Raw genomic sequence first — 23,707 nt, forward strand, 5'->3', positions numbered from 1 at the left:
GCAGACGCTATCCGGGCGTGACCAGCCTCGCCTCGTACGCGAACACGGCCGCCTGGGTACGGTCCCGCAGCCCCAGCTTCACCAGGATGCGGCTCACATGCGTCTTGATGGTCGACTCGGCGACCACCAGGTGCGAGGCGATCTCCAGGTTGGACAGCCCCTGGGCGATCAGCACGAGCACCTCCGTCTCCCGCTCGGTGAGGTCACCGATCCTGGACATGGCGGGCGGTCTCGGCGCCTCGGCGATCTTCGAGAACTCGGTGATCAGCCGCCGGGTCACCGTCGGAGCGAGCAGCGCCTCGCCCGACGCCACCACCCGTACGCCCTCGGCGAGCTGCCGCGCCGAGGCGTCCTTCAGGAGGAAGCCGGAGGCGCCGGCCCGGAGGGCCTGATAGACGTACTCGTCGAGGTCGAAGGTGGTCAGGACGAGCACCTTGGCGTCCGCGTCGGCGGCGACGATCTCCCGGGTCGCCTCGATGCCGTTGAGCTCGGGCATCCGGATGTCCATCAGGACCACGTCGGGCCGTAGCGCGGCGACCTGCGAGACGGCCTGCCGCCCGTCGACGGCCTCGCCGACGACCTCGATGCCCGGCATGGCGTTGAGCAGCACGGAGAAGCCCTCGCGGACCATCATCTGGTCGTCGACGATCAGGACCCGGATGGGCGACTCGGTCACGCGCCCTCACCGTCCTCCGCGCCGGAGCGCTGCGTCGGTACGGGCAGGAACACGGCGACCTCGTAGCCGCCGTCCCCGGACGCCCCCGCGGTCATCTCCCCGTTCAGCATCGCGACCCGCTCCCGCATCCCCGTGATGCCGTGCCCTGCACCCGGCGACGGCTTGACCAGCCCCCGTGCGGGGCCGTTGACGATGCGCACCCCGAGCCCGCCGAGCACATAGCCGATCTCCACCTTGGCGGTGGCGCCCGGCGCGTGCCGGAGCGTGTTGCTCAGTGCCTCCTGGACGATCCGGTACGCCGACAGCTCGACGCCCTGCGGAAGCTCCCGCACCGCGCCGGTGACGGTCTTCTCCGTCTCCAGGCCCGTCTCCCGGACGTTGTCCAGCAGCCGGTCGAGCTCGGCGAGCGTGGGCTGCGGGGCGTCCGGCGCCTCGTAGTCCTCCGCCCGTACGACGCCCAGGACGCGGCGCAGCTCGGTGAGTGCGGCGACGGCGTTCTCCCGGATGGTCACGAACGCCTGCTCCAGCTCGGGCGGCGGATTCTCCACCCGGTACGGGGCGGCCTCGGCCTGGATCGCGACGACGGACATGTGGTGGGCGACGACGTCGTGCAGCTCACGGGCGATGGTGGTGCGCTCCTCCAGGAGCGTGCGCCGGTCGCGCTCCACGGCGGTGACGGTGCGCTGCACGGTCACCTCCCGTTGGGCCTCTCGGCGTACCTGCACCAACGCGACGAGGAGCAGGGCCAGCGCCGAGACGACGGCCATGGGCTGGGTGCTGGAGGAGTAGGGCTGGGCGAAGTTGCCCAGGACCGCCCCGACGAACAGCGTGATCAGCCACATCCCGGCGGCGGTGCGCGGCCGGGTCCTCGCCGCGACGACGACCAGCACACCGAGGTGGCAGGCGAAGGCGCTCGCCCCCCACGGCCAGTCCCCGTTGCCCGCCGCCCCCACCAGGGGGGTGATCGCGATCGACACCCAGAACGCGAGGACGGGACGGACCAGCGTCATCATCAGCGCCGCGGCCGGCAGGAAAGCGGTGATGACCGTGGCTATCCCGAACGGCGAGTAGGTGTTCGCCGAGAAGACGCCCTCCATCAGCGAGATCAGCGCGACCAGGCCCACCACCCCGTGCGGGAACCAGACGACGCCGTTCTGCAAGGTCCTCGGCAGGCGCCGGATCACCGGCCCGTCCGTGCCCAGCGGGCTCAGCGGGCGGTAGTCGAGCACGTTCTGGAACAGGTCCTGCCGCAGGCCTTCTATCGCCCCGGCGGCCACCCGGTGCTCCGGGCTTCGTGTCTTCTTCTCAGTCACGCTCACACGGTAGGCGCGGCCCCGGGCCCCGGTCGTCAGCAGTGATGCGGATCCTTCGCCGTCCGTCGCAAGTACTACCAGGCCAGCTGGGCGATCTCCTCGGCCACCACGGCGCAGGCGTCCGCCGACGGATCGATCAGCGGGAAGTGCCCCGTCCCGTCCAGCAGCGTCAGTCCCACCACCTCCCCGGCCTTCGCCGCGGCGTCCACGAACGCCTCCGTCACGGCCTGCGGCACGGTGATGTCGTCCACGCCCTGGACCACGGCGGTCGCGATCCCCGTCGGCAGCAGCAGGGCCGGATCCACGTGCGCGCTCCGCGCCTCGAAGTCGTCCACACCGCCCAGGAGCTGGTGCAGCGCACCCGAGCAGACATCAAGCTCCACCGCACTCGCGAAGTCCCCGATCGGCGCCAGCGCGACCACACCTCGCAGCGGCGGCGCGGCGGGCAGCCGCCACGGCGAACCCTCGGGGAGCACGTGCCGGGCAGCCGCCCACAGGGCGAGCTGCCCGCCGGCCGAGTGCCCGGTGACCACGGTCTTGCGCGGATCCGCCGTCGGCAGCTCCCGGGCCGCCAGCGCCGGCAGGGCGTCCATAGCCGCGGCCACGTCGTCGAAGGTCTCGGGCCAGCGCCCCGCGACCGGGCCCGCCGAGCCCTGCCGGGGGATCTCGCCGCCGCGCCTGTACTCCACGCTGGCCACCGCGAAGCCGCGCCGCGCGAGGAAGTCCGCGAACGGCGACACGTGCTGCCGGTCGTACGGCGCCCGCCAGGCCCCGCCGTGCAGCAGGACCACGAGCGGCGCCCCGGCCCGGCCGTCCCGCGGTGCGAAGAAGTCGATCACCTGGTCGGGGTGGCTCCCGTAGGCCGCGGACCCGTCGGGGGCGACCACCGGATGGGCGAACGCCGACTCGGTCTCGGCGGCGTCACGATCACGCGCGGCAGAATCCGACATGCTGCTCCAACCGTCCTGGGCCCGTGCCCAACTGGACTGACCTGCGGGGACGGTACCAGTACGACGAACCGCCGCCGTACGGGCCCGGGGTGCGGACCCGCACGGCGGCGGAGGGTTCAGACCGCCAGCACTTCGGCGAGGATCCGCGCCGCCCGCTCCGCGTCGCCGAAACCGACGTACAACGGGGTGAATCCGAAGCGCAGGACGTCCGGTCGGCGCAGATCGCCCACCACGCCGCGCCCGATGAGCGCGCGCATCACCGCTTCCGTCTCGTCCGCGTTCTCGCACCGCAGCGAGACCTGGCTGCCGCGTTCCGCGTGGGCGGCCGGGGTGACCGGGGTGACCCGGCCCTCGGGGACGTAGGCGGCGACGCACTCCAGGAAGAAGTCCGTCAGCGCCAGGGACTTGGCCCGCACGGCCTCGACCGCGACGCCCTCCCACACGTCCAGCGAAGCCTCCAGGGCCAGCATGGACAGGATGTCCGGGGTGCCGACCCGGCCCCGTACGGAACCGTCCGCGGGGGCGTAGCCGGGAGTCATCGCGAACGGGTCGGCGTGCGAGGTCCACCCGGGCAGGGGCGAGTCGAACGCCGCCTGATGACGTTCGGCGACGTACAGGTAGGCCGGCGAACCGGGGCCGCCGTTGAGGTACTTGTACGTGCAGCCGACGGCCAGGTCGACGCCGTGCGCGTCGAGATCCACGGGGAGGGCGCCCGCGCTGTGGCACAGGTCCCACACGGCGGCGGCGCCCGCCTCGTGGACGGCTGCGGTGAGGCCGGGCAGGTCGTGGAGCCGGCCCGTGCGGTAGTCGACGTGGTTGAGGAGGACCGCCGCCGTACGGGTGCCGAGCGCGGCCGGTACGTCGGACGGCGCGACCGGGACGACGCGGTGGCCCGTCATCCGGGCCGCCGAAGCGGCGATGTACCCGTCGGTGGGGAAGGTCGTCGCGTCGACGAGGATCTCGTCGCGGCCCTCGCCCGCGAGGCGGGTCGCCGCGACGACCGCCTTGAAGACGTTCACGCTGGTGGAGTCGCCCACCACGATCTGTCCTGCGGCCGCCCCGAGCAGCGGGGCGATCCGGTCGCCGATCCGCTCGGGGGCGGTCCACCAGCCGCTCTCGTCCCAGGAGCGGATGCGCAGCGAGCCCCACTCACGGGCGATGACGTCCTGCATCCGCGCGGGGACGTGGCGGGGCAGCGCCCCCAGCGAGTTGCCGTCGAGGTAGACGGTGTCGTCGAGGGTGAACAGCTCGCGCAGGGCGGCCAGTCCGTCGGCGGCGTCGAGCGCCTCGGCACGCTCCTTGAAGTCAGACATGGCTACGCGCCGTCCACAGCTCGGGGAACACGCTCTTGGTGGCCCGCTTCTCCAGCCAGGCGACCCCGGCCGATCCGCCGGTTCCGGTCTTCGAACCCATCGCCCGCCGGGTGGCGGTCAGATGGTCGTTGCGCCAGCGCCACACCAGCTCGCCGACATCGGTCAGCACCTCACCGAGCCGCACGAGCTCGGCGTTCTGGTCAGCGTCCGCGTAGATCTCCGCCCAGACGGCCTCGACCGCGGGGGACGGCTCGTACTTCTGCGAGAGGTCCCGCTCCAGCACCGACTGCGGCACGGCGTATCCGCGCCGGGCGAGCAGGGCGAGCGTCTCGTCGTACAGACCGGGTTCGTGGAGTGCCTTCTCCAGCTCGGCGTGGACCCGGGGCGCGCCCCGGTGCGGCACGAGCATGGAGGCGGACTTGTCGCCCAGCAGGAATTCCATCCGGCGGTACATCGCCGACTGGAAGCCGGACCCCTCGCCGAGGGACCCGCGGTAGGAGTTGAACTGGGCGGGGGTGAGGCCGGCGAGCGGCTTCCAGGAGGCGTTCAGCGCCTCCAGCTCCCGCAGCGAACGCTTCAGGGCGTCACGGGCGACCGGTATGCGGTCCTCGCGCAGGGCGTGCGCCGCCGTCTCCCACTCATGGACGATGACCGTGAACCACAGCTCCATGACCTGGGTGGTGACCAGGAAGACCATCTCGCCGGGATCGTCCGAGCGCAGGTGCTGGAGGTGGGTCAGGACATCCGCCTGGACATAGTCCTCGTACGGAGTCGTTCCCGCGAAGTCCAGGTGCGGGTTGTCCGCACCGGTGGCTTCGGGGTCGGGGTGGATCGTCGACATTTCTGTCTCCTCGACACGAGCTTCCGGGTAGCGGTCCGCCCCTTCCTCTGAGGTGGTGGAGCTCCGGTCCCCTGCTCGGCATCCTAACGGCCTTCCGCGGGACGCGCCGGGGCCCCGCGGGCTGCTGCCCGCGGGGCCCCGGCGGAAGGCGTCGTCTCAGCCCAGGATGTCGGCGGCGGTCTGCGAGGAGTCACGCAGGAACGAGGAGCAGCGCTCGTACTCCTCCTGCTCACCGATCGCCTGCGCGGCGCGCGCGAGGGCGTGCAGGGCCCGCAGGAAGCCGCGGTTCGGCTCGTGCTCGAACGGGACGGGGCCGTGGCCCTTCCAGCCCGCGCGGCGCAGGGCGTCGAGGCCGCGGTGGTAGCCGGTACGCGCGTACGCGTACGACTCGACGACCCGGCCGCCCTCGTACGCCTCGTCGGCGAGCTGCGCCCAGGCCAGCGAGGAGGTGGGGTACTTCGCCGCGACATCGGCGGGCGCCGTGCCGCTCGCGAGCAGCTCGCGCGGCTCCGGGTCGTCGGGCAGGTGGGTCGGGGCAGGGCCCCCGAGAAGGTTCTCGTGGATGGACATGGTTCAAGTGTGCCTGGGGCCGGGTTGCGGCTCCAAGGGCGGGGCGGTGACGCCGCAGTGCATCGTGCACGCGGGCTGCGCCTCACGTCCGGGCTCCGGGGCCTTCCGCAGGGCCCACCAGGCGACCACCGAGCCCGCCACCAGCAGACCGGCGCACATCGGCATGGCCCGCCGGAACGTCGAGGCGAACTCCCCCGCGTCGCGGTACGCCTCCGGGCCCATCCCGGCCAGCAGCGGGAGCGCGGCCACCGCGAGCAGCCCGGCCGCCCGCGCCGCCGCGTTGTTGATGCCGCTGGCGAGCCCGGCCCGGCCGGTGTCCACGGCGGCCAGGACGGTCGCGGTGAGGGGCGCCACCAGGGTGACCATGCCGAGGCCCAGCACCAGCACGGCGGGCAGGACGTCCAGCGGGTAGGAGGCGCCGGGGCCGACCCGCAGCATCAGCAGCATCCCGGCGGCCGCCAGCAGCGGGCCGACGGTGAGCGGGATGCGGGGCCCGATACGCCGGCCGAGGTCGCCCGCCGACGCGGAGAAGAGCAGCATGAGCACGGTCGTGGGCAGGAGCGCGGTGCCCGCGCCGAGCGCCGAGTAACCGGCGACCACCTGGAGCTGGATCGCGGACAGGAAGAAGAACCCGCCCAGGGCCGCGTACACACAGAACGTCACGATGTTGACGGCCGTGAACTGCCGCGACGCGAAGATCGACGGCGGCACCATGGGGTCGGCCCGGCGCCGCTCCAACCGCACGAAGCCCACACCGAGAACCACACCACCGAGTGCCCCGCCGATCACGGTAACGGACGCGCCCTGCTCGGGCACCTCGATCAGCGCATAGGTGACCAGGGCGAGAGACAGCGCGGCGAGCGCGGCACCGAGCACGTCGAACCGGCCGTGGGCGTCCGGGTCCCGGGACTCCGGTACGTGGCGCAGGGCCACGGGCACACAGACGGCGGCGAGCGGCAGATTGAGCAGGAACACCCACCGCCACCCCGGCCCGTCCACCAGCCATCCCCCGAGGAACGGCCCGACTGCCGCACCGACCCCGCCGAGCCCGGACCAGAGCCCCACGGCACGGGCCCGGTCGTCGGGGTGGAAGCTCGCCTGGATGATCGCCAGCGAACCGGGGGTGAGGAGCGCGCCCCCGACCCCCTGCAAGGCCCGCGAGGCGACCAGCACCTCCGCGTTCGGTGCGATCCCGCACAGCAGCGAGGCCACGGCGAACCAGACCACCCCGAGGACGAACACCCGCCGCCGCCCGAACCGGTCCCCGAGCGCACCCCCGAGCAGGATCAGCCCCGCCAGGGTGAGCATGTAGGCGTTGACGGTCCACTGCAGGGCGGCCATGTCGGTGCCGAGGTCCTCGCCGATGCGGGGGAGGGCCACATTGATGACCGTGGAGTCGAGCAGAGCCATGCTGGACCCGAGCACGGTGGTCAGGACGACCCACCGGCCCACGGGTGAGGCAACCCGGATCCCGTCGCCGTCCGCGCCGTCCGTGTCAGTCATACGAGCAGCATCACCGCTACCCGCCCACTCGGCCATTCACGGAGCCCGATATCCCAGCCCCTCCGGCGCTTGGGAGCGGGGTCCGGGGCAGAGCCCGACCTCCCAGCCTCTCCGGCGCTTGAGGAGCGGGGTCCGGGGCAGAGCCCCGGTTCCGGGAAAGGGGCGGGCAGGGGACAAGCCCCGCGCAGCGGCACAACACGGGCCCGGCCCCCCGAAGGGAGACCGGGCCCGCCCGTGACGTACCGCAGCGACTACTTCAGCTTCGTGCCCGAGGACCGCAGGTTGGCGCAGGCCTCGGTGACGCGCTTGGCCATGCCCCCCTCCGCGGACTTGCCCCAGCTGCGCGGGTCGTAGACCTTCTTGTTGCCGACCTCGCCGTCGACCTTCAGCACACCGTCGTAGTTGCGGAACACGTGGTCCACGATCGGACGGGTGAAGGCGTACTGGGTGTCGGTGTCGAGGTTCATCTTCACGACGCCGTTCTCCAGCGCGGTGGCGATCTCCTCGGCCGTGGAGCCCGAACCGCCGTGGAAGACGAAGTCGAACGGCTGGCTGCCGGCCGGCTTGCCGTACTTGGCGGCGACACCCTGCTGAAGATCCTTGAGGAGCTCCGGCCGCAGGACGACGTTGCCCGGCTTGTAGACGCCGTGGACGTTGCCGAAGGACGCTGCCAGCAGGTAGCGGCCCTTCTCGCCCAGGCCGAGCGCCTCGGCCGTACGCAGCGCGTCGTCGACGGTCGTGTACAGCTCGTCGTTGATCTCGTGCGTGACGCCGTCCTCCTCGCCACCGGTCGGGGTGATCTCGACCTCAAGGATGATCTTGGCGGCGGCGGCCTTGGCCAGCAGCTCCTGGCCGATGGACAGGTTGTCGGCGAGGGTCTCGGCCGAGCCGTCCCACATGTGCGACTGGAACAGCGGGTTCAGACCCTTGGCGACGCGCTCCGCGGAGACGTCGAGCAGCGGACGGACGTAACCGTCCAGCTTGTCCTTGGGGCAGTGGTCGGTGTGCAGCGCGACCGTGATGTCGTACTTGGCGGCGACGATGTGCGCGAACTCGGCCAGGGCTACGGCGCCCGTCACCATGTCCTTGTTGTACTGGCCGCCCAGGAATTCGGCACCACCGGTGGAGATCTGGACGATGCCGTCGCTCTCCGCCTCCGCGAAGCCGCGGAGTGCAGCGTGCAAGGTCTGGGTCGACGTCACGTTGATGGCCGGGTAGGCGAACTTGCCTGCCTTCGCCCGGTCGAGCATCTCGGCGTAGACCTCGGGGGTTGCGATGGGCATCTGTCCGCTCCTTGGGATGTGCGGGTGTGCAGTGCTTGGTCCCTGACCTGGGGGCGACGTCATCGTCGCCCACATCTTCCCAGACTCTCGCTTCGGCTCCACGCTGCCCGTCGGGTAGCCGCTCCCCGTTTCACGTGAAACGGGGAGCGCCCCAAGAAAGCCCCAGGTCAGCCCAGGTCGAGGTCCGCCACCGAGTAGACATGGACGTACGGCAGACCGGCCTCGGCAATCGCCGGAGCGGCCCCCCGCTCGACGATCACGGCGACGGCCACGACCTCGCCGCCCGCCTCACGCACGGCCTCGACCGCGGTCAGCGGGGAACCACCGGTCGTCGAGGTGTCCTCGACGACGAGGCAGCGACGGCCCTTGACGTCCGTGCCCTCGATGCGGCGCTGCATCCCGTGGGCCTTCTGCGCCTTGCGGACGACGAACGCGTCCAGGCTCTTCCCGCGCGCCGCCGAGGCGTGCAGCATCGAGGTGGCCACCGGGTCGGCGCCCAGCGTCAGACCGCCGACGCAGTCGTAGTCCAGCTCGGCGGTGGCATCGAGCATCACCTGGCCGACCAGCGGCGCGGCCTTGCCGTCCAGCGTGATCCGGCGCAGGTCGATGTACCAGTCGGCTTCCAGACCCGAGGAGAGGGTCACTTTGCCGTGCACCACGGCCTTGTCCTTGATCTGCTGGAGCAGCTCAGCGCGTACGTCAGTCATGTCAACGAGGGTAAGCGCTGCCGCGGAGGGTCAGAGCCGCGCCCAGCTCCAGGTCGTCGTGATCTCCAGGGGCTCGATCGGGGTGACCAGCCGGGGGGCCGTGTTGAGCCCGTTCGGCGGCCCGGACTGCGGTTCCACGCAGACCGCCTCCGCCTGCTCGTCGTAGATCACCACCCACTCGTCCCGGCTCTTGACCGTCAGCTCCAGCTGCTCGGGCCAGGTGAGCTTCACGTCGACGCCCGCGGGCATCCCGAAGCAGTCGTCCCACGGCCCGGGGAGAGGATCGATGCGGCGGCCGGTCGGCAGGTGGTTGTCGCCGCGCTCCTCCTGCCAGGCAGCGTCGAAGTCGATCCGCACGTCCTGGCCGCCGAGGTTCCGGAGGAACCAGGGGTGCCACCCGGCCTGCGCCGGGAAGGAGTCCCCGTACGTCTCGATGCCGAGGCTCAGCGTCAGCGATTCCTCGGTCAGCTCGAAGGACTGAGTCACCCGGCCCTCGTACGGCCATGGGTCGGCCAGGTCGTAGAAGAAGGCGGCTTCCGTGTCGCCCTCCCGGGCCGGCCGCCAGGAGGTGTCGCGGCCGGTTCCGTGGATGGCGTGCGGTGGGGAGTTGAGCGGCAACTGGTGCGGCTCACCACCGTTGCGGAACAGGCCGTTCTCGGTGCGGCCGCACCACGGCACCATGGGAAAGCAGCCGTACCGCTCGCCCTGGCGCAGCAGTTCGGTGTCCCCGATCCGCAGGCTGCTGATCCGGCAGCCGTTCACGGGGTCAACGGTCAATTCGACGTCGCCGGCGGTCAGCCGGGCGTTCTTCGCAACTCTGCTCACCCCCCGACACTACTGGCGCGGGGCGGTTCCCTACGGCCGCCTGCGCCGCAGTGCCCTGCCCACCACCACGGCCGAGGCGATCGCCAGGGCGGCTGCCGGGGCGGCCCAGCGGAGCGTGATGCCCGCTGCACCCGCCTCGGGCGCCGGGACGGGGGCGTACCGGCCACGCGGCGGGGCGTGGTCGACCTCCTCCGTGCTGCGGCCGATCATCGTGCGGCGGGCGTGCGCGGCCTCGGCGGGCGGCTCGTCCGGCACGGTGAACTCGATCTCCGCGGACGGGTCGAGCGACGGCGGCGGCACGGGCGCGTCGAACACGGACTCCTTGTCCGCGGAAGGCGGCTCGGGAGACGGCTGCTCGGGAGACGGCGATTCGGCAGACGGCGACTCGGCAGACGGCTCGGGAGAGGTCGCCTCGGCAGACGCCGCTCCGGGCTCCCCGGACGGCGCGTCGGACTCCCCCGCCCCGCCCCGCGTCGCCAGGGTCTCCGTCACCAGCTGCTGTGTGAAGCGGTCCAGCAGCCGCTCGGCCGCGGCGAGCGCCGCGGCCGCGTCCAGGTCCACGATGCGGCCGTCACCGCTCACCGTGCCGGTGAATCCGATCGTCGTGCCACCGTCCGTCTCCGTGAGGCCGACGGTCAGTGCGAGCTTCGCCGAGCCCGTGCCCCGGGCCTCCGCGCCCTCCCCGGTCACGGAGAAGGAGTCACCCCCGTCCGAAGGCCGCAGCGTCAGCGCCCCGCGGTACGTGATCGTGTGGCCGTCGGCCCGGAATTTCAGCCGGCCCGCCAGCGGCCCCGCCGACGCGTCGGCATCCTGCTGGAGTCCCGGCACGCAGCGCGCGACGCGGGCGGGATCGCCCAGCGTCCGCCGCAAGGCCGGAACCGGAACCGGAACGAACACCTCATGCTCCATACCGACCGAGCCTACTCAGCCCCGGCCGTCCCGTCAGCGCTTCCACCCCGGACACCGTGCGGACCGCACCGCACCGCCGTGCTCACGGTTCCTCCCAGTACCGCGGGTGGACCAGCGTCGACGGCAGCACCCCGTGCTGCCGCACCCGCTCCGCCGAGTGCCGGCCGGCCAGCAGCTCCCGCTCCCCCAGCGTCCGCAGGGCGGGCGCCCCCGGGTCCAGCCCGAGCCGGCCCACCTCCTGCCGGGCGGCCAGCACGAATCCCCAGTCCCGCGGTGCCTCCGCCCCGGACGCCGCGGCCCGGTCCGGCCCCGCCGCGAACCCGGTGAGGCGCCCGTCGACGCGGTAGGGCCGGGTCGTGAGCCCGCCCGCCCGTACCGACGCCTCCACCGTCCAGAACGTCGTCGGTCTGCTGCCCGGCGGTCCCGCGTGCACCACCAGCCGGCCGCCGGGCTCCAGCGCCCCGGCGACCAGCCCGTAGAACTCGGCCGCGTAGAGCTTCGTGCTCGCCGTGATCCCCGGGTCGGGGAGGTCCGAGATCACCACGTCGTAGCGCTCGCGTGCGGTGCGCAGCCACGTGAAGGCGTCCCCGGCGACCGCCGTCAGCCGGGGATCGTCGTACGCGTGCCCGTTCAGCCGGGAGAGCGCCGGGTCCGTACGGGCCAACCGGGTGACGGCCGGATCGAGCTCGACCACCACGACAGAGGCGACATCCGGGTAGCGCAACACCTCGCGGGCTGCCAGCCCGTCGCCGCCGCCCAGGATCAGCACCCGCCGGTGGGCGCCCTTCATCGCGGGGTGCACGAGCGCCTCGTGGTAGCGGTGCTCGTCCCGGGAGCTGACCCGGAGCCGGCCGTCCAGATAGAGGTCGAGGGCGCCCCGCCCCGGCCCCGTGAGGACGATCTCCTGTACGCCGGTCTGCACGGCGACCCGCACCTCGTCCCCGTACACCGCGCGCCGTGCCGCGCGCTCGAAGTCGTCGACCAGGACGGAGGCCGTGGCCAGCAGGGCGATCACCGCGCAGTTGACCAGGATCAGCAGCCAACGAGACCTGGTGCCCAGATCCCGCCGGAACACCCACAGCACCAGCGCCCCGCCCGCCGCCGCGTTGACCGCGCCGGTGAACAGCGCCCCGGTCAGCTGGCCCATCATCGGCAGCAGCAGGAACGGGAAGGCCAGCCCGCCGACCAGCGCGCCCACGTAGTCGGCGGCGAAGAGGTCCGCGACCGCCCCGCCCGCGTCCTGCCGGTCGACCCGCTGGATCAGCGTCATCAGCAGCGGGATCTCCGCGCCGATCAGGACCCCGATCGAGAGCGAGAAACCGACCAGCGCGTAGCGCGACTCCCCGAACCAGGCGAAGGAGGCGTACAGGATCAGCGCCGATGTGCCGCCGACGAGCGCCAGCGCGGCCTCGATCAGCCCGAACCCCACGGCGGCGCGGCCGCGTAAACGTTTCGCGAGCAGTGAGCCGATGCCCATCGCGAACACCATCACGGAGAGCACGACCGACGCCTGCGTGACCGAGTCACCGATCAGGTACGAGGCCAGCGCGACCAGTTCCAGCTCGTACACCAGACCGCACGCGGCACAGATGAAGACCACGGCCAGCACGAGGAACCGGCCGGTCCTCGGCCGCACGGGAAGCCCCGCCACGCCCCCTCGCAGCGACATCTGCTGGTCGATCATGAAATGAACGCTACGTGACGGGAAGGTCGCCGTTTGTCACCCACACGGGTGTAAGTGTCGTGCGCCGGACGCGCGCCGAGCCCGCCGCACACCGCACCGGCCGGGCCCGCGCACTCCCTTCACGACACCGCTGCCGGCACCCGCGCCCCCACCCGCGACCGGGTGACCACCAGCTGCCCCTCCTGCGGATACGCGTGCCAGGTCCGCCAGCGCACCTGGCCCTCCGTCCGCTGCGCGAGCATCGCGGTGAAGGCGTACGGGCTCCCGGGAAACGTCCCCGCCAGTCCGTGCGGATGGTCGGTCACCAGCGCGAGCAACTCCTGCGCGCGCCCCGCGAACGAGCCCTCCGAGAGCGTCTCGACGCGCGCCGCGAATTCGTAGTCCCAGTCACCCAGGCTCTCGGCGACACCCAGCGGCAGCGGCGTGCTGCTGCCCGGCAGACAGGCCACGGTCTCGGAGCACGTACGGCGCTCCTCCTCCAGCAGCACCTGATGAGAGGCCCCGAGCAACCTCAACTGCACCTTCGCGCCCGCTAGTTCGAGGTCGAGTACGGCGAGGGCGGGCAGCGGTTCCCGCCCGAGCGTCCATGCCAGATCGGCGGCTCGGGTATCGGAGTAGGCGGTCTGGAGGGTTGTGAGCATGGATCGGCTCCGCAAAACGCACAGGGACACATGGACAGGAGGCACCCCCGTGCCGGCGCACGCGGGGGAGGAGGAGCCCGATCCGGCCCAACTGGGGTACGCCCAACCGGGGTCCGGGGGCTGAATGTTCTCTACATCGATGCAATCACGAAGTACGTCGCACTCACAGCGTTTTTACCCAACTTGCCGTGGTTTCCATCCCTCAGGGGGCAGGACGGTTCACCTGTTCCCGCGTGCCCAACGAAAAGATGTCCGGCGGGAGTTCGGTCCCACCGGACACCTCAGGCGCACCCATGCCGCCCCCCGTACGGGACGGGCGAACCCGTCTCAGTCGCCGCCGCCACCGCCACCGCCACAGCCTCCGCCACCGCCGCCGCAGCTGCTGCTGCCCCCGCAGGAATGCCCGCCGGAGTCACCACCGCCGCTGTCCCCGGCCCACCAGCTGCCCGAGCTCCCTCCGGAGCCCCCTCCCGAGCCGCTGTCCGAGCTGCGGCGCCCACTGCGCCCGGCGCGCGACGACGGCGCCTTCCCGCGGCCACCTGATCCCGAGGCGAGGGCGGCGATGCCCACCACCACGATCACCAGGAACACGATGAAGAAGAACAACTCCATCGACCTCACATCCTTCTGTCCCCCGAAGCGAGGTCCCCGCTTCTCGACTGACCGTTGGATTCCCGCGCCCCGCCGCGGCCAAAGCAGACTTGAGCAACTCCAGAGCTTCGGCACAGGATGGCGCCCATGACACAGGGACGACCGCTGCTCAACCGCCGCCTCACCGAGTTCGGCACGACGATCTTCGCGGAGATGTCGGCGCTGGCCGTACAGACCGGGGCGATCAACCTCGGTCAGGGCTTCCCCGACACCGACGGCCCCGAGGAGATCCGCGAGGCCGCCGTCCGCGCCCTGCGCGCCGGCCACGGCAACCAGTACCCACCGGGCCCCGGCATCCCCGAGCTGCGCTCCGCGGTCGCGGAGCACCAGCTGCGGCAGTACGGACTGGAGTACGACCCCGATGCCGAGGTCCTGGTCACCACGGGCGCCACGGAAGCGGTGGCCGCCTCCCTGCTGGCCCTCCTGGAGCCCGGCGACGAGGTCATCGCGCTGGAGCCGTACTACGACTCGTACGCCGCCTGCATCGCCATGGCAGGCGGTACCCGCGTCCCCGTCACGCTCAGGCCCCACGAGGGCGCCTACCGGCTCGACCTCGACGAGCTGCGCGCGGCCGTCACGCCCCGCACCCGGCTGATCCTGCTCAACACCCCGCACAACCCGACCGGCACCGTCCTGACCCGTGACGAGCTCGCGGCCGTCGCCGCACTCGCGTGCGAGCGGGACCTGCTGGTCGTCACCGACGAGGTCTACGAGCACCTCGTCTTCGAGGGCGAGCACATCCCCCTCGCGTCCTTCCCCGGCATGCGGGAGCGCACGGTCAGCATCAGCAGCGCGGCCAAGACGTTCTCGCTGACGGGCTGGAAGATCGGCTGGATCACCGCGAGCCCGGAGCTGGTCACCGCGGTCCGCTCCGCCAAGCAGTTCCTGACGTACGTCTCCGGCGGCCCCTTCCAGTACGCCGTCGCCGAGGCCCTGCGGCTGCCCGACAGCTACTTCGACGGGCTCCGCACCGGCCTGCGGGCCAAGCGCGACCTGTTCGTCACGGGCCTCGCCGAGGCCGGGTTCGAGGTCTACAAGCCCGCCGGAACGTACTTCGTCACCGCCGACATCCGCCCGCTCGGCGACGGGAGCGACGGCTTCGCCTTCTGCCGGGCGCTCCCGGGACGCTGCGGGGTCGTGGCCGTGCCGAACGCGGTCTTCTACGACCACCGCGAGCAGGGCGCCCCCTTCGTACGCTTCGCGTTCTGCAAGCGCACGGACGTGCTCACCGAGGCGGTCACCCGGCTGAAGAGCCTCCGGGCCTCCTGACCGCCCATGACAGAGGCCCGGTCCGGGCGCCGGCCGTGTGGGCCGCGCTCCGGACCGGGCCTCCGCGGTCCGGCCGGATCAGGCCTCCGTGGGCTCCTCGCCCTCGTCCTTCTTCTCGGCGGGCTCCAGGCCGAGACGCTCCACGAGCCACTTGTCGAACTCGATCGAGGCCCGCACCCAGCTGACCGTCGACGACACGAAGTGCTCCAGGCTGACACCGGTGCCGATGAGCATCTGCGCCTCACCGACCAGCCGTACGGAGGCCGCGGTGCCCTCCTCGCCCTCGTGGGCGTGCGTGTAGACCTTGGGCCACAGGGTGCGGCGGTTCCAGTCGTCGATCGCGTCGAGCAGAACGGGCCGCTGGTCCAGGGCGTGGGGGCGGTCGTAGAAGGTCCGGACGGAGAAGACCTGCTGCTCCTCCTCCCCGCGGAACATGAAGTACGTCCGGAAGTCTTCCCACGGCGCGGCGAGGTCGCCCTCGTCGTCGACGACGAACTTCAGCTCCATCTGCTCGAGGAGCTGCTTGACGAGGTCCTGGTCGGGGACCACGGGGCCCTCGGGGCCTGACGTCTGCGGTTCGGGCTGGCCCCCGAAGTTAGGGATCGAGGACGGGTCGATAGACATCGCTGGGTACTCCTGTGGATCGCACGTGGTTTCCTGGCTTCGACCCTAGCCGCCATCGCGGCCGGTGGTCCTATGCGCTCAGGGGAATCGTCCCCGCGCTCGTTCCCCTGGCACGCGACCAGGAAACCGCCACGAGGACCGCGCAGAGCGTGCCGACGAGGCCCGCCCCTCCGATCGTCTGCGCCGAGGACCCGGACAGCTCCGCGGCCAGGCCGCCCGCCGCGACGCCGATCCCCTGCATGGCGGTCAGTCCCGACCTGGCCAGCCCCAGTGCCTGACCGCGCTGATCGGCCGGGGTGAGCAGCACGAAGGTCGCACCCGCGGTGATCTGGTAGGCGGAACAGAGACCCGACACCAGCAGGACCAGCAAGGCCACGCCCACACCGGGGCCCGCCCAGTAGACGACCAGCGGAAGGTTCGCACCCACCGCCAGCGGCCCGAGCAGTCGGCGGCGCCGCTCCACGTCGAAACCCGCGCGCCCCAGGAACGCCGCGCCCAGGACCATGCCGGTGGGATGCGCGGCGAGCAGGAGCCCCACCGACGCGGCGCCGGCGCCGGCCTCCTCGGCGAAGGGGGCGGCCAGGCCCTCCGGCAGCACGATGAACCCGGCCAGCCAGCCGAGCGCGACCAGCGACCGCAGCCGGGGGTCCGACCAGATCAGTGCGGCGGCCTTCCCCACCTGGGTGTGCATCCGCTTCGGCGGGGCGTCGGCTTCCTTGTCCACCGGCCTCGCCTTCACACCCAGTCTGATCAGGGCCGCGGAGATCAGGAACGTCACCGCGTTCAGCCCGAGGGAGACATGGCTGCCCAGCCAGACGACGAGCACCCCTCCGACGGCGAAGCCGACCAGCTGTCCGGCCTGATGGGTGATCAGCATGACCCGCTGGCCCCGCTCGTACAGGCGCTCGCCCAGGACGGCCGGCATGAGGGCACCCTGCGACGCCCCGAAAGGCGCCTCGGCGAGCTGGGCCAGCACCAGGAGCCCTGCGAGCAGCGGCAAGGGCGTACCGGGCAGGGCCATGAGTCCGACGAGGACGGCGCGCACCAGATCGCAGCTGATCATGACCGTGCGCCGGGGGAAGCGGTCGGCGAGACCGGTGAGGAGCACCCCGGACAGCAGCGCGGGCAGACTCGTCAGGGCGTAGGTCGCCGCGGTCCAGCCGGCCGACTCGGTGCGTTCGAACACCAGCAGCGACAGCGCCACCCGCGCCAGCTGGTCACCCAGCACCGACTGAGCAAAAGCCGCCCACAGCGTACGAAATTCGCTCAGGCGAATGAGGCTGTCACTTTTGCAATCCTTCGGCTCCGCACTCTGCTCACCGGGTATCCGCTCCGTCATGCGCGTACCTTACCGGCTTCGGAATTCGGACCGGCCACCGCCGCCGCAAAGGAAATGGGCCCAAAGTGTCCTGATATTGCGCGGAACACGATCACCCGAACAGCCGACCCGGCGGTTCCGCCCGAGCACACAGATATGTATCGCCGCGGTACAAAAAGCGAGTTCCGGCCCGTATCGCGTCCCCCCAATCAGCCACGGAACGGAAATTTTCGGCTCAATTTAGTGGGCGGTTCCACCGATGATGCGTGCCGGATGCACACATCAATGCGGACACGGGCCGTACACACGTGTGTCCCCGGCCGGGGACGAGAGGTCCTCCGGCCGGGGACACAGGTCACCGGCTACCGCCTACAGCGTCTTCACCGCGGTCGCGGTGCCCACGATCAGTCCGTCGCCGGCCCGGTCCACCCGGACCGTGTCGCCGTCCTTGACCTCGCCCGCCAGAATCTCCTTCGCGAGCCGGTCGCCGATCGCGGTCTGGATGAGCCGGCGCAGCGGCCGGGCGCCGTACGCCGGGTCGTTGCCCTCCTCGGCCAGCCAGGCCAGGGCGTCCGGGGTGACGTCGAGCTGGATCCGCCGGTCGGCCAGCCGGCCGGCGAGACGGGCCACCTGGAGCCCCGCGATGTGAGCCAGCTCGTCTCCGGACAGGGCGGAGAAGACGACCAGGTCGTCGAGCCGGTTGAGGAACTCCGGCTTGAACGAGGCCCGTACGACGCCCAGGACCCGCTCCTTCTTCGCCTCGGGCTCGATCAGGGGATCGACCAGGAACTGGCTGCCGAGGTTCGACGTGAGGATCAGGATGGTGTTGCGGAAGTCCACCGTCCGGCCCTGGCCGTCGGTGAGCCGGCCGTCGTCGAGCACCTGGAGCAGGATGTCGAAGACCTCGGGGTGGGCCTTCTCGACCTCGTCCAGCAGCACGACGCTGTACGGGCGGCGGCGGACCGCCTCCGTGAGCTGGCCGCCCTCCTCGTAGCCGACGTAGCCGGGCGGGGCCCCGACGAGACGGGCGACGCTGTGCTTCTCGCCGTACTCGCTCATGTCGATGCGGATCATGGCCCGCTCGTCGTCGAACAGGAAGTCCGCGAGCGCCTTGGCCAGCTCCGTCTTGCCGACCCCGGTCGGGCCGAGGAAGAGGAACGAGCCGGTGGGGCGGTCGGGGTCGGCGATCCCCGCGCGGGTGCGCCGTACGGCGTCCGACACGGAGCGCACGGCCTCGGTCTGGCCGATCAGCCGCCTGCCCAGCTCCGACTCCATCCGCAGCAGCTTCTGGGTCTCGCCCTCCAGGAGGCGTCCGGCCGGGATCCCGGTCCAGGCTCCGACGACGTCGGCGATGTCGTCCGGGCCGACCTCCTCCTTGACCATGGTGTCCTTGTCCTGGGCGGCCTCCTGCTCGGCCTCGTCGGCCTCGGCCAGCTCCCGCTCCAGGCCGGGGATCTCTCCGTACAACAGCTTGGAGGCGGTGTCGAAGTCGCCGTCGCGCTGGGCGCGTTCGGCCTGGCCGCGCAGCTCGTCGAGGCGCTCCTTGAGCTCACCGACGCGGTTCAGGCCCTGCTTCTCCTTCTCCCAGCGGGCGGTGAGGCCGCGCAGCTCCTCCTCCTTGTCGGCGAGGTCGCGGCGGATCTTCTCCAGACGCTGCTTGGAGCCCTCGTCGCTCTCGTTCTTGAGCGCCAGCTCCTCCATGTGCAGACGGTCGACGGACCGCTGGAGCTCGTCGATCTCCAGGGGGGAGGAGTCGATCTCCATGCGGAGCCGGGAGGCCGCCTCGTCGACGAGGTCGATGGCCTTGTCGGGGAGGAACCGGGAGGTGATGTAGCGGTCCGAGAGCGTCGCGGCGGCCACCAGCGAGGAGTCGGCGATCTGGACCTTGTGGTGCGCCTCGTAGCGGCCCTTGAGGCCACGCAGGATGGCGATGGTGTCCTCGACGGACGGCTCGGCGACCATGACCTGCTGGAAGCGGCGCTCCAGGGCGGGGTCCTTCTCGATGCGCTCGCGGTATTCGTCCAGCGTGGTGGCGCCGACCATGCGGAGCTCACCACGGGCGAGCATCGGCTTGAGCATGTTGCCCGCGTCCATCGCGGAGTCGCCGCCGGCGCCCGCGCCGACGACGGTGTGCAGCTCGTCGATGAAGGTGATGATCTGCCCGTCGCTCTCCTTGATCTCGGAGAGGACGGTCTTGAGGCGTTCCTCGAACTCGCCGCGGTACTTGGCGCCCGCGACCATCGCTCCGAGGTCCAGGGAGACGAGCCGCTTGTTCCGCAGGGACTCGGGTACGTCGCCCTTGACGATGCGCTGGGCGAGGCCCTCGACGACCGCCGTCTTGCCGACGCCGGGCTCGCCGATGAGCACCGGGTTGTTCTTCGTACGGCGCGACAGCACCTGCACGACGCGGCGGATCTCCTGGTCGCGGCCGATGACCGGGTCGAGCTTGCCCTCGCGGGCGGCGGCCGTGAAGTCCGTACCGAACTTCTCCAGCGCCTTGTACTGGCCCTCGGGGTCGGGAGTGGTCACCCGGCGCCCTCCCCTGCTCTTCTCGAATGCGTCCAGCAGCTTCTTCGCACTGGCTCCCTGATTGTCGAGGATCTCACCGGCTCGGCCGCCCTTCGCCGCGAGGGCGATCAGCAGGTGCTCGGTGGAGAGATAGTCGTCGCCGAGCTCCTTGGCGCGCTGGTCGGCGTCGGCGATGACGGCGAGCATGTCGCGGCTCGGCTGCGGCGGGGCGACGGTCGAGCCGGTCACGCTGGGCAGCGAGCCCAGGAGCCGCTCGGTTTCCTCGCGTACGGCCACCTGATCGGCCTCGACGGCGGCCAGCAGGTCGGTGATGTTCGCGTTGTCCTCGCCCGCGAGCAGCGCAAGCAGCAGGTGCCCGGGGGTCAGATCGGGATGACCGTCCTTGACGGCCCTGGTGGTGGCCGTGTTCAGGGCGTCCCGGCTCTTGTTGGTCAGCTCGGCGTCCACGGGCGCTGTCTCCTCCTCGTGCTGGTGCTTCACGGAACTATGACTCGAACAACGGGTACAAAGTTGAGTCTATTCCACTCAAGGCCGGTACGGCGCCTTCCCTCCTCGTCCGTATGCCCCCTCTCTAGGCTGACCCCATGCCTGACGTACGCAATCCCGGCCCCGGATACCTCGCCTTCTGGCGGGAACGCCATGTGTGCACCCTGACCACGCTCCGCCCGGACGGCACACCGCATGTGGTGCCCGTGGGGGTGACCTACGACCCGGAGACGCGGCTCGCCCGCGTCATCACCGGCGGGAACACCAGAAAGGCCGCCCACGTCCGGGCGGCGGGCCCTGGGGGCGCGCGGGTCGCGGTCTGCCAGATGGAGGGGCGCCGCTGGGCGACCCTGGAGGGCCGGGCGGTGGTCCGGACGGAGCCCGAGGAGGTCCAGGACGCGGTACGCCGCTACGCGGAACGCTACGAGCGCACCCCGCGGCACAACCCGGAGCGGGTCGTCATCGAGATCGCCGTCGACAGGGCGCTCGGAAACGCCTGAGGGCTGTCCCGTAATCCGTGCGCCCGCCAGGGATGACGGGACAGCTCTTAGAAATGCCGAATTGATTCCGGGCAGCACAACGGCGCCATCGTGTTCAGGTCACGATGGCGCCGCTGTGTGGGGGAAGTGCCGGAACGATATGGAACGACGGGGGAATCGTTCAGGCACTGCGGGGGGTGGCGGAAATGGCTTCTTGCTCGAACAGTTCATGGTCGCGCTGATCGAGATTTACGAAAATCATGCCGTACCTCACGGCACAGCGAACCGGTTGCGGCGCTCCGCGTGGCCGGCGAAGACAGCGATAGGCGCGGATATCGTCATCCGTTTCCATCACGACGACAATCGGCTCTCCGAACAGGGTGACCATCAACGAATCGCCCTGGCGGGTAAGTGCCGTGAGCAGATCGATGAAATGCCACCCTGAGCGATATGCCGTGGCCATCTCCCGCCGGAAGGTGCGGTCGTCCGGTGGAGTGGTCATGCCGCGGTGCCGGTCGGAGCGGTCCAGCCGATGTCGGCCGGGGCGGTCCAGCCGATGTCCCCCTGCCCACGTGCGGGTGCTACCCAGCCGATGTCCCCCTGGCCGCTCGCGGGAGCGACCCACCCGATGTCCTCCGGTGCGGCTGCCTGCACGTTCCAGCCGATGTCGCTCGGCGCAGCAGCCGCCTCGCCGCTCCAGCCGATGTCGCCTGCGCTCGACAGCCCCAAACCCATGGCCGCGACGAACGAGGCGGCAAGCGCCGAGCGAAGCATTCGCTTGTACATAGTCGGCTTCGTCCTCACTTGTGGATTCTTCTCCCCCGCACTGAAGACGATGTCTCACCTGGGCACTCGAACACCACTGCGTCGATGCATCATGTTCCTGCAAGTTCAGGAACCTGGGGGGTGGAGATATGGCCGCAAGTACCACAAAACCGACACATCCTCACGGGATTGCCGAACTATGTGACGACGGAGCACGCCTTTACGCCATAGCGCTGCGCACCGGACGCATCGCCCGCGCCGAAGTGGAGCCGGCGCCCTGCCTGATCGAGTTCGCACTGCTGCACCCCGATCCCGACGCCGCCGACTGGCTCCGGCCCGTCGCACCGTCGGCGGCCCTGGCGCAGCACCTGCATCCCATAGAACGCGAAATCCAGGAACGCCGCAGGCATTCGCTGGCGCTGGCCGAGTGCTTCGAGCCCTTCATGGACATCAGCGCACAGGGCCCGTCCGCCAACCACGCCATCACCGTGCTGGAGGGCGTCAACCGGATCAACGCGTCCCTCGATCTCGCGACCGCGGAGTGCCGTTCCGAAGTCCTCACCGTCCAGCCGGGGGGAGGGAGGCCCGAGGACATCCTCAGCAGGTCGCTGGAGCGCGGTCTGTCCGTCGTGGACCGCGGCATCAGGATCCGCACCCTGTACCAGCACACCGCGCGCCACAGCCAGAGCACGCTGGCCTACGCCGAACGCATGGCCGGCGACCACGTGGAGATCCGCACCCTCGAAGAGCTCATCGAACGTCTGATCGTCTTCGACCGCACCGTCGCCTTCATTCCCGCCCAGGACGACCGCATGGTCGCCCTGGAGCTACGGCACCCCGGCCTGGTCGAGTACCTGGCCAAGGTCTTCGAGCAGCTCTGGACCAGGGCCGCACCGCTTCTGGAGGAGATCAAGTACGAGCCGACCCCCGAGGGGATCAGCGGGGTCCAGCGCTCCATCGCGCAACTCCTTGTCGAAGGCCACGTGGACGACTCCATCGCCCGCCGTCTCGGCATGAACGTCCGCACCTGCCGTGCCCACGTCGCCAAGCTGTCGGCCACCCTGGGAAGCACCAGCCGCGCCCAACTCGGCTACCTGATCGCACGTTCGGGAATCCTGGACCAGGACTCCTGAGCCTGCGAGGCCCACGCCACCCCCGCCCCGGAACCCGGAGGACCTGTCCGCGCCCGAGGAGAGAGCACAGCCACGCCCGTGTCGAGCCGGGCGAGTTCCCCCCTGGCCCGGCCTGCCCACACTCCCCCGCCGGCGCCGCTTCCGCCACCGTCATCTTTCTGCACTGCACGAAGTGAGGGGTCATCAAATGGAGTCTGCTGAGACAAACCCGGCACATTCGCACGGCCCCAGAGAGCTGTGCGCCCCGGCGATCCAGCTGTACGAGGAGGCGCTCCGCGCGGGCGGCGTCTCCCGCGCAGCCCTGGCACCGGCGCCGTGCCTGATCGACATGGCCCTCGTACACCCCGACACGGGCGACGACGCCTGGCTGCGCCCCGTCCCGCCGTCCGCCGCGCTGGCCCACCTGCTGCAGCCCATCGCCCGCGAGATCGACGAGCGGATACAGCTGAGCACCGCGCTGAGCCGGGCGCTCACCCCGCTGGCCTCCGTCGCGGACGAGGACCCCAATCTGGCGATCACCGTGCTCGAGGGGAGACCGCTGATCGTGTCCGCTCTCCAGGAAGCCTCCCTCCGTGCGCGAGAAGAGGTACTCACGGCGCAGCCCGGGGGCAATCGGCTGGAGCACAACATGCGGCAGGGCCTGGACAACGCCCGTGCGGCCATCGCGGGAGGAGCCCGCCTGCGGCACATCTACCAGCATCCGGCGCGCTACAACTCACGGGTCAAGGAGTACGTGGCACAGGTACCGCCCGACTGCCTCCAGATCCGTACCGTGGAGCAGAGCGTCGAACGGCTCATCATCTTCGACCGCAGCATCGCCTACATACCGGCCGGCCCCGAGCACGACGTGGCGCTGGAGATCCGGCACCCCGCCCTCGTCCGCTACCTCGTCCAGGTCTACGAGGTCCTCTGGGCCCAGGCCGTCCCGCTCACCCGGCAGCTCCCCACGACCACCCCTGGGATCCAGGTCACGGCCGTGCAGCAGAGCATCGCCCGGCTCCTCAGCGAGGGCCACGTCGACGACGCGGTGGCCCGCAAGCTGGGCATCAGCGTCCGCACCTGCCGCTCCCACATCGCCAGGCTGATGCAGACCCTGGGCGCCACCAGCCGGACCCATCTCGGGGTCCTCATCGTGCGGTCCGGCATCGTGCGGTCCGGTGCCGTGGACGACGCCACGGCCACGCGGGAAGGGCCCGCCTCCGAGTCGTGAGACTCAGGGGCGGGCCCTTCCCGGCCGG

General features: G+C 71.1%; 23 protein-coding genes. 4 read left to right on the forward strand and 19 right to left on the reverse strand.

Annotated elements, in window-relative coordinates:
• Positions 1-7: 7 nt before the first annotated feature.
• The 14 genes from ACIBCU_RS15780 to ACIBCU_RS15845 form a co-directional block, all read right to left on the reverse strand.
• Positions 8-676 carry a response regulator transcription factor gene (locus tag ACIBCU_RS15780; RefSeq protein ID WP_356713911.1) on the reverse strand — a complete coding sequence of 223 codons (669 nt, stop codon included), beginning with the start codon at positions 674-676 and terminating at the stop codon, positions 8-10.
• Complete coding sequence (locus tag ACIBCU_RS15785) at positions 673-1,989, reverse strand: sensor histidine kinase (protein ID WP_399231852.1); 1,317 nt, start codon at positions 1,987-1,989, stop codon at positions 673-675. The genes ACIBCU_RS15780 and ACIBCU_RS15785 overlap by 4 nt, the downstream gene beginning before the upstream one ends.
• Before the next feature lie 74 nt (positions 1,990-2,063).
• Complete coding sequence (locus ACIBCU_RS15790; protein ID WP_362927360.1) at positions 2,064-2,939, reverse strand: alpha/beta hydrolase; 876 nt, start codon at positions 2,937-2,939, stop codon at positions 2,064-2,066.
• A 116-nt stretch (positions 2,940-3,055) separates the two neighbouring features.
• Positions 3,056-4,252 carry a kynureninase gene (gene kynU / locus ACIBCU_RS15795; RefSeq protein ID WP_399231854.1) on the reverse strand — a complete coding sequence of 399 codons (1,197 nt, stop codon included), beginning with the start codon at positions 4,250-4,252 and terminating at the stop codon, positions 3,056-3,058.
• The gene (locus ACIBCU_RS15800; RefSeq protein WP_356713915.1) at positions 4,245-5,093 is read right to left on the reverse strand and encodes a tryptophan 2,3-dioxygenase family protein; all 849 of its coding nucleotides are present in this window, start codon (positions 5,091-5,093) and stop codon (positions 4,245-4,247) included. Before ACIBCU_RS15800 ends, kynU begins: the two co-directional genes overlap by 8 nt.
• A 156-nt stretch (positions 5,094-5,249) precedes the next feature.
• The gene (locus ACIBCU_RS15805; protein ID WP_033296606.1) at positions 5,250-5,663 is read right to left on the reverse strand and encodes a DUF3151 domain-containing protein; all 414 of its coding nucleotides are present in this window, start codon (positions 5,661-5,663) and stop codon (positions 5,250-5,252) included.
• A gap of 3 nt (positions 5,664-5,666) precedes the next feature.
• A complete protein-coding gene (locus ACIBCU_RS15810) occupies positions 5,667-7,166 on the reverse strand; it encodes an MFS transporter (RefSeq protein ID WP_399231857.1) in 1,500 nt (499 codons plus the stop codon).
• 251 nt (positions 7,167-7,417) lie between these two features.
• Positions 7,418-8,449, reverse strand: a complete 1,032-nt coding sequence (fbaA, locus tag ACIBCU_RS15815; protein ID WP_104787119.1) for a class II fructose-bisphosphate aldolase — start codon at positions 8,447-8,449, stop codon at positions 7,418-7,420.
• Positions 8,450-8,616: 167 nt separating this feature from the next.
• The gene (gene pyrE, locus ACIBCU_RS15820) at positions 8,617-9,156 is read right to left on the reverse strand and encodes an orotate phosphoribosyltransferase (protein WP_356717009.1); all 540 of its coding nucleotides are present in this window, start codon (positions 9,154-9,156) and stop codon (positions 8,617-8,619) included.
• A 30-nt stretch (positions 9,157-9,186) separates the two neighbouring features.
• Entirely contained in the window at positions 9,187-9,981 is a 795-nt protein-coding gene (locus tag ACIBCU_RS15825; RefSeq protein WP_362927364.1) for an aldose 1-epimerase, read from the reverse strand.
• A 30-nt stretch (positions 9,982-10,011) separates the two neighbouring features.
• Positions 10,012-10,890, reverse strand: coding sequence for an SRPBCC domain-containing protein (locus tag ACIBCU_RS15830; RefSeq protein ID WP_399231860.1), 879 nt, complete (start codon positions 10,888-10,890; stop codon positions 10,012-10,014).
• Between the two features lie 82 nt (positions 10,891-10,972).
• The gene (locus ACIBCU_RS15835; protein ID WP_399231862.1) at positions 10,973-12,574 is read right to left on the reverse strand and encodes a polyamine aminopropyltransferase; all 1,602 of its coding nucleotides are present in this window, start codon (positions 12,572-12,574) and stop codon (positions 10,973-10,975) included.
• Positions 12,575-12,693: 119 nt separating this feature from the next.
• Positions 12,694-13,215, reverse strand: a complete 522-nt coding sequence (locus ACIBCU_RS15840) for a DUF2617 family protein (RefSeq protein WP_362927367.1) — start codon at positions 13,213-13,215, stop codon at positions 12,694-12,696.
• Positions 13,216-13,542: 327 nt separating this feature from the next.
• Positions 13,543-13,827 carry a hypothetical protein gene (locus ACIBCU_RS15845; protein ID WP_399231864.1) on the reverse strand — a complete coding sequence of 95 codons (285 nt, stop codon included), beginning with the start codon at positions 13,825-13,827 and terminating at the stop codon, positions 13,543-13,545.
• Positions 13,828-13,953: 126 nt separating this feature from the next.
• Here ACIBCU_RS15845 and ACIBCU_RS15850 point away from each other — a divergent pair, with 126 nt between their 5' ends.
• Positions 13,954-15,135 (forward strand): pyridoxal phosphate-dependent aminotransferase, encoded by a 1,182-nt coding sequence (locus ACIBCU_RS15850; protein WP_399231866.1) that lies wholly within the window; start codon positions 13,954-13,956, stop codon positions 15,133-15,135.
• Positions 15,136-15,213: 78 nt separating this feature from the next.
• Here the strand turns inward: ACIBCU_RS15850 and ACIBCU_RS15855 are convergent, their stop codons facing one another.
• The 3 genes from ACIBCU_RS15855 to clpB form a co-directional block, all read right to left on the reverse strand.
• A complete protein-coding gene (locus ACIBCU_RS15855) occupies positions 15,214-15,759 on the reverse strand; it encodes a YbjN domain-containing protein (protein WP_104787131.1) in 546 nt (181 codons plus the stop codon).
• A gap of 70 nt (positions 15,760-15,829) precedes the next feature.
• Positions 15,830-17,098 carry an MFS transporter gene (locus tag ACIBCU_RS15860; RefSeq protein WP_393756164.1) on the reverse strand — a complete coding sequence of 423 codons (1,269 nt, stop codon included), beginning with the start codon at positions 17,096-17,098 and terminating at the stop codon, positions 15,830-15,832.
• Positions 17,099-17,446: 348 nt separating this feature from the next.
• On the reverse strand, positions 17,447-20,053 hold the full coding sequence (gene clpB, locus ACIBCU_RS15865; protein WP_399232316.1) for an ATP-dependent chaperone ClpB: 2,607 nt from the start codon (positions 20,051-20,053) through the stop codon (positions 17,447-17,449).
• Positions 20,054-20,190: 137 nt separating this feature from the next.
• On the opposite strand from clpB, the gene ACIBCU_RS15870 reads away from it, so the two are divergent.
• Positions 20,191-20,592, forward strand: a complete 402-nt coding sequence (locus ACIBCU_RS15870) for a TIGR03618 family F420-dependent PPOX class oxidoreductase (RefSeq protein WP_362927371.1) — start codon at positions 20,191-20,193, stop codon at positions 20,590-20,592.
• Between the two features lie 160 nt (positions 20,593-20,752).
• On the opposite strand, the gene ACIBCU_RS15875 is transcribed toward ACIBCU_RS15870, so the two are convergent.
• Positions 20,753-21,073 (reverse strand): (2Fe-2S)-binding protein, encoded by a 321-nt coding sequence (locus tag ACIBCU_RS15875; protein WP_033296620.1) that lies wholly within the window; start codon positions 21,071-21,073, stop codon positions 20,753-20,755.
• A complete protein-coding gene (locus ACIBCU_RS15880; RefSeq protein WP_362943517.1) occupies positions 21,070-21,357 on the reverse strand; it encodes a hypothetical protein in 288 nt (95 codons plus the stop codon). The genes ACIBCU_RS15875 and ACIBCU_RS15880 overlap by 4 nt, the downstream gene beginning before the upstream one ends.
• A 128-nt stretch (positions 21,358-21,485) precedes the next feature.
• Here ACIBCU_RS15880 and ACIBCU_RS15885 point away from each other — a divergent pair, with 128 nt between their 5' ends.
• Positions 21,486-22,469 (forward strand): helix-turn-helix transcriptional regulator, encoded by a 984-nt coding sequence (locus tag ACIBCU_RS15885; RefSeq protein WP_362943514.1) that lies wholly within the window; start codon positions 21,486-21,488, stop codon positions 22,467-22,469.
• A gap of 187 nt (positions 22,470-22,656) precedes the next feature.
• Positions 22,657-23,679, forward strand: coding sequence for a helix-turn-helix transcriptional regulator (locus ACIBCU_RS15890; RefSeq protein ID WP_362943511.1), 1,023 nt, complete (start codon positions 22,657-22,659; stop codon positions 23,677-23,679).
• Positions 23,680-23,707 lie beyond the last annotated feature (28 nt).

Source organism: Streptomyces sp. NPDC051064 (genome assembly GCF_044455985.1).
Taxonomy (GTDB): Bacteria; Actinomycetota; Actinomycetes; order Streptomycetales; family Streptomycetaceae; genus Streptomyces.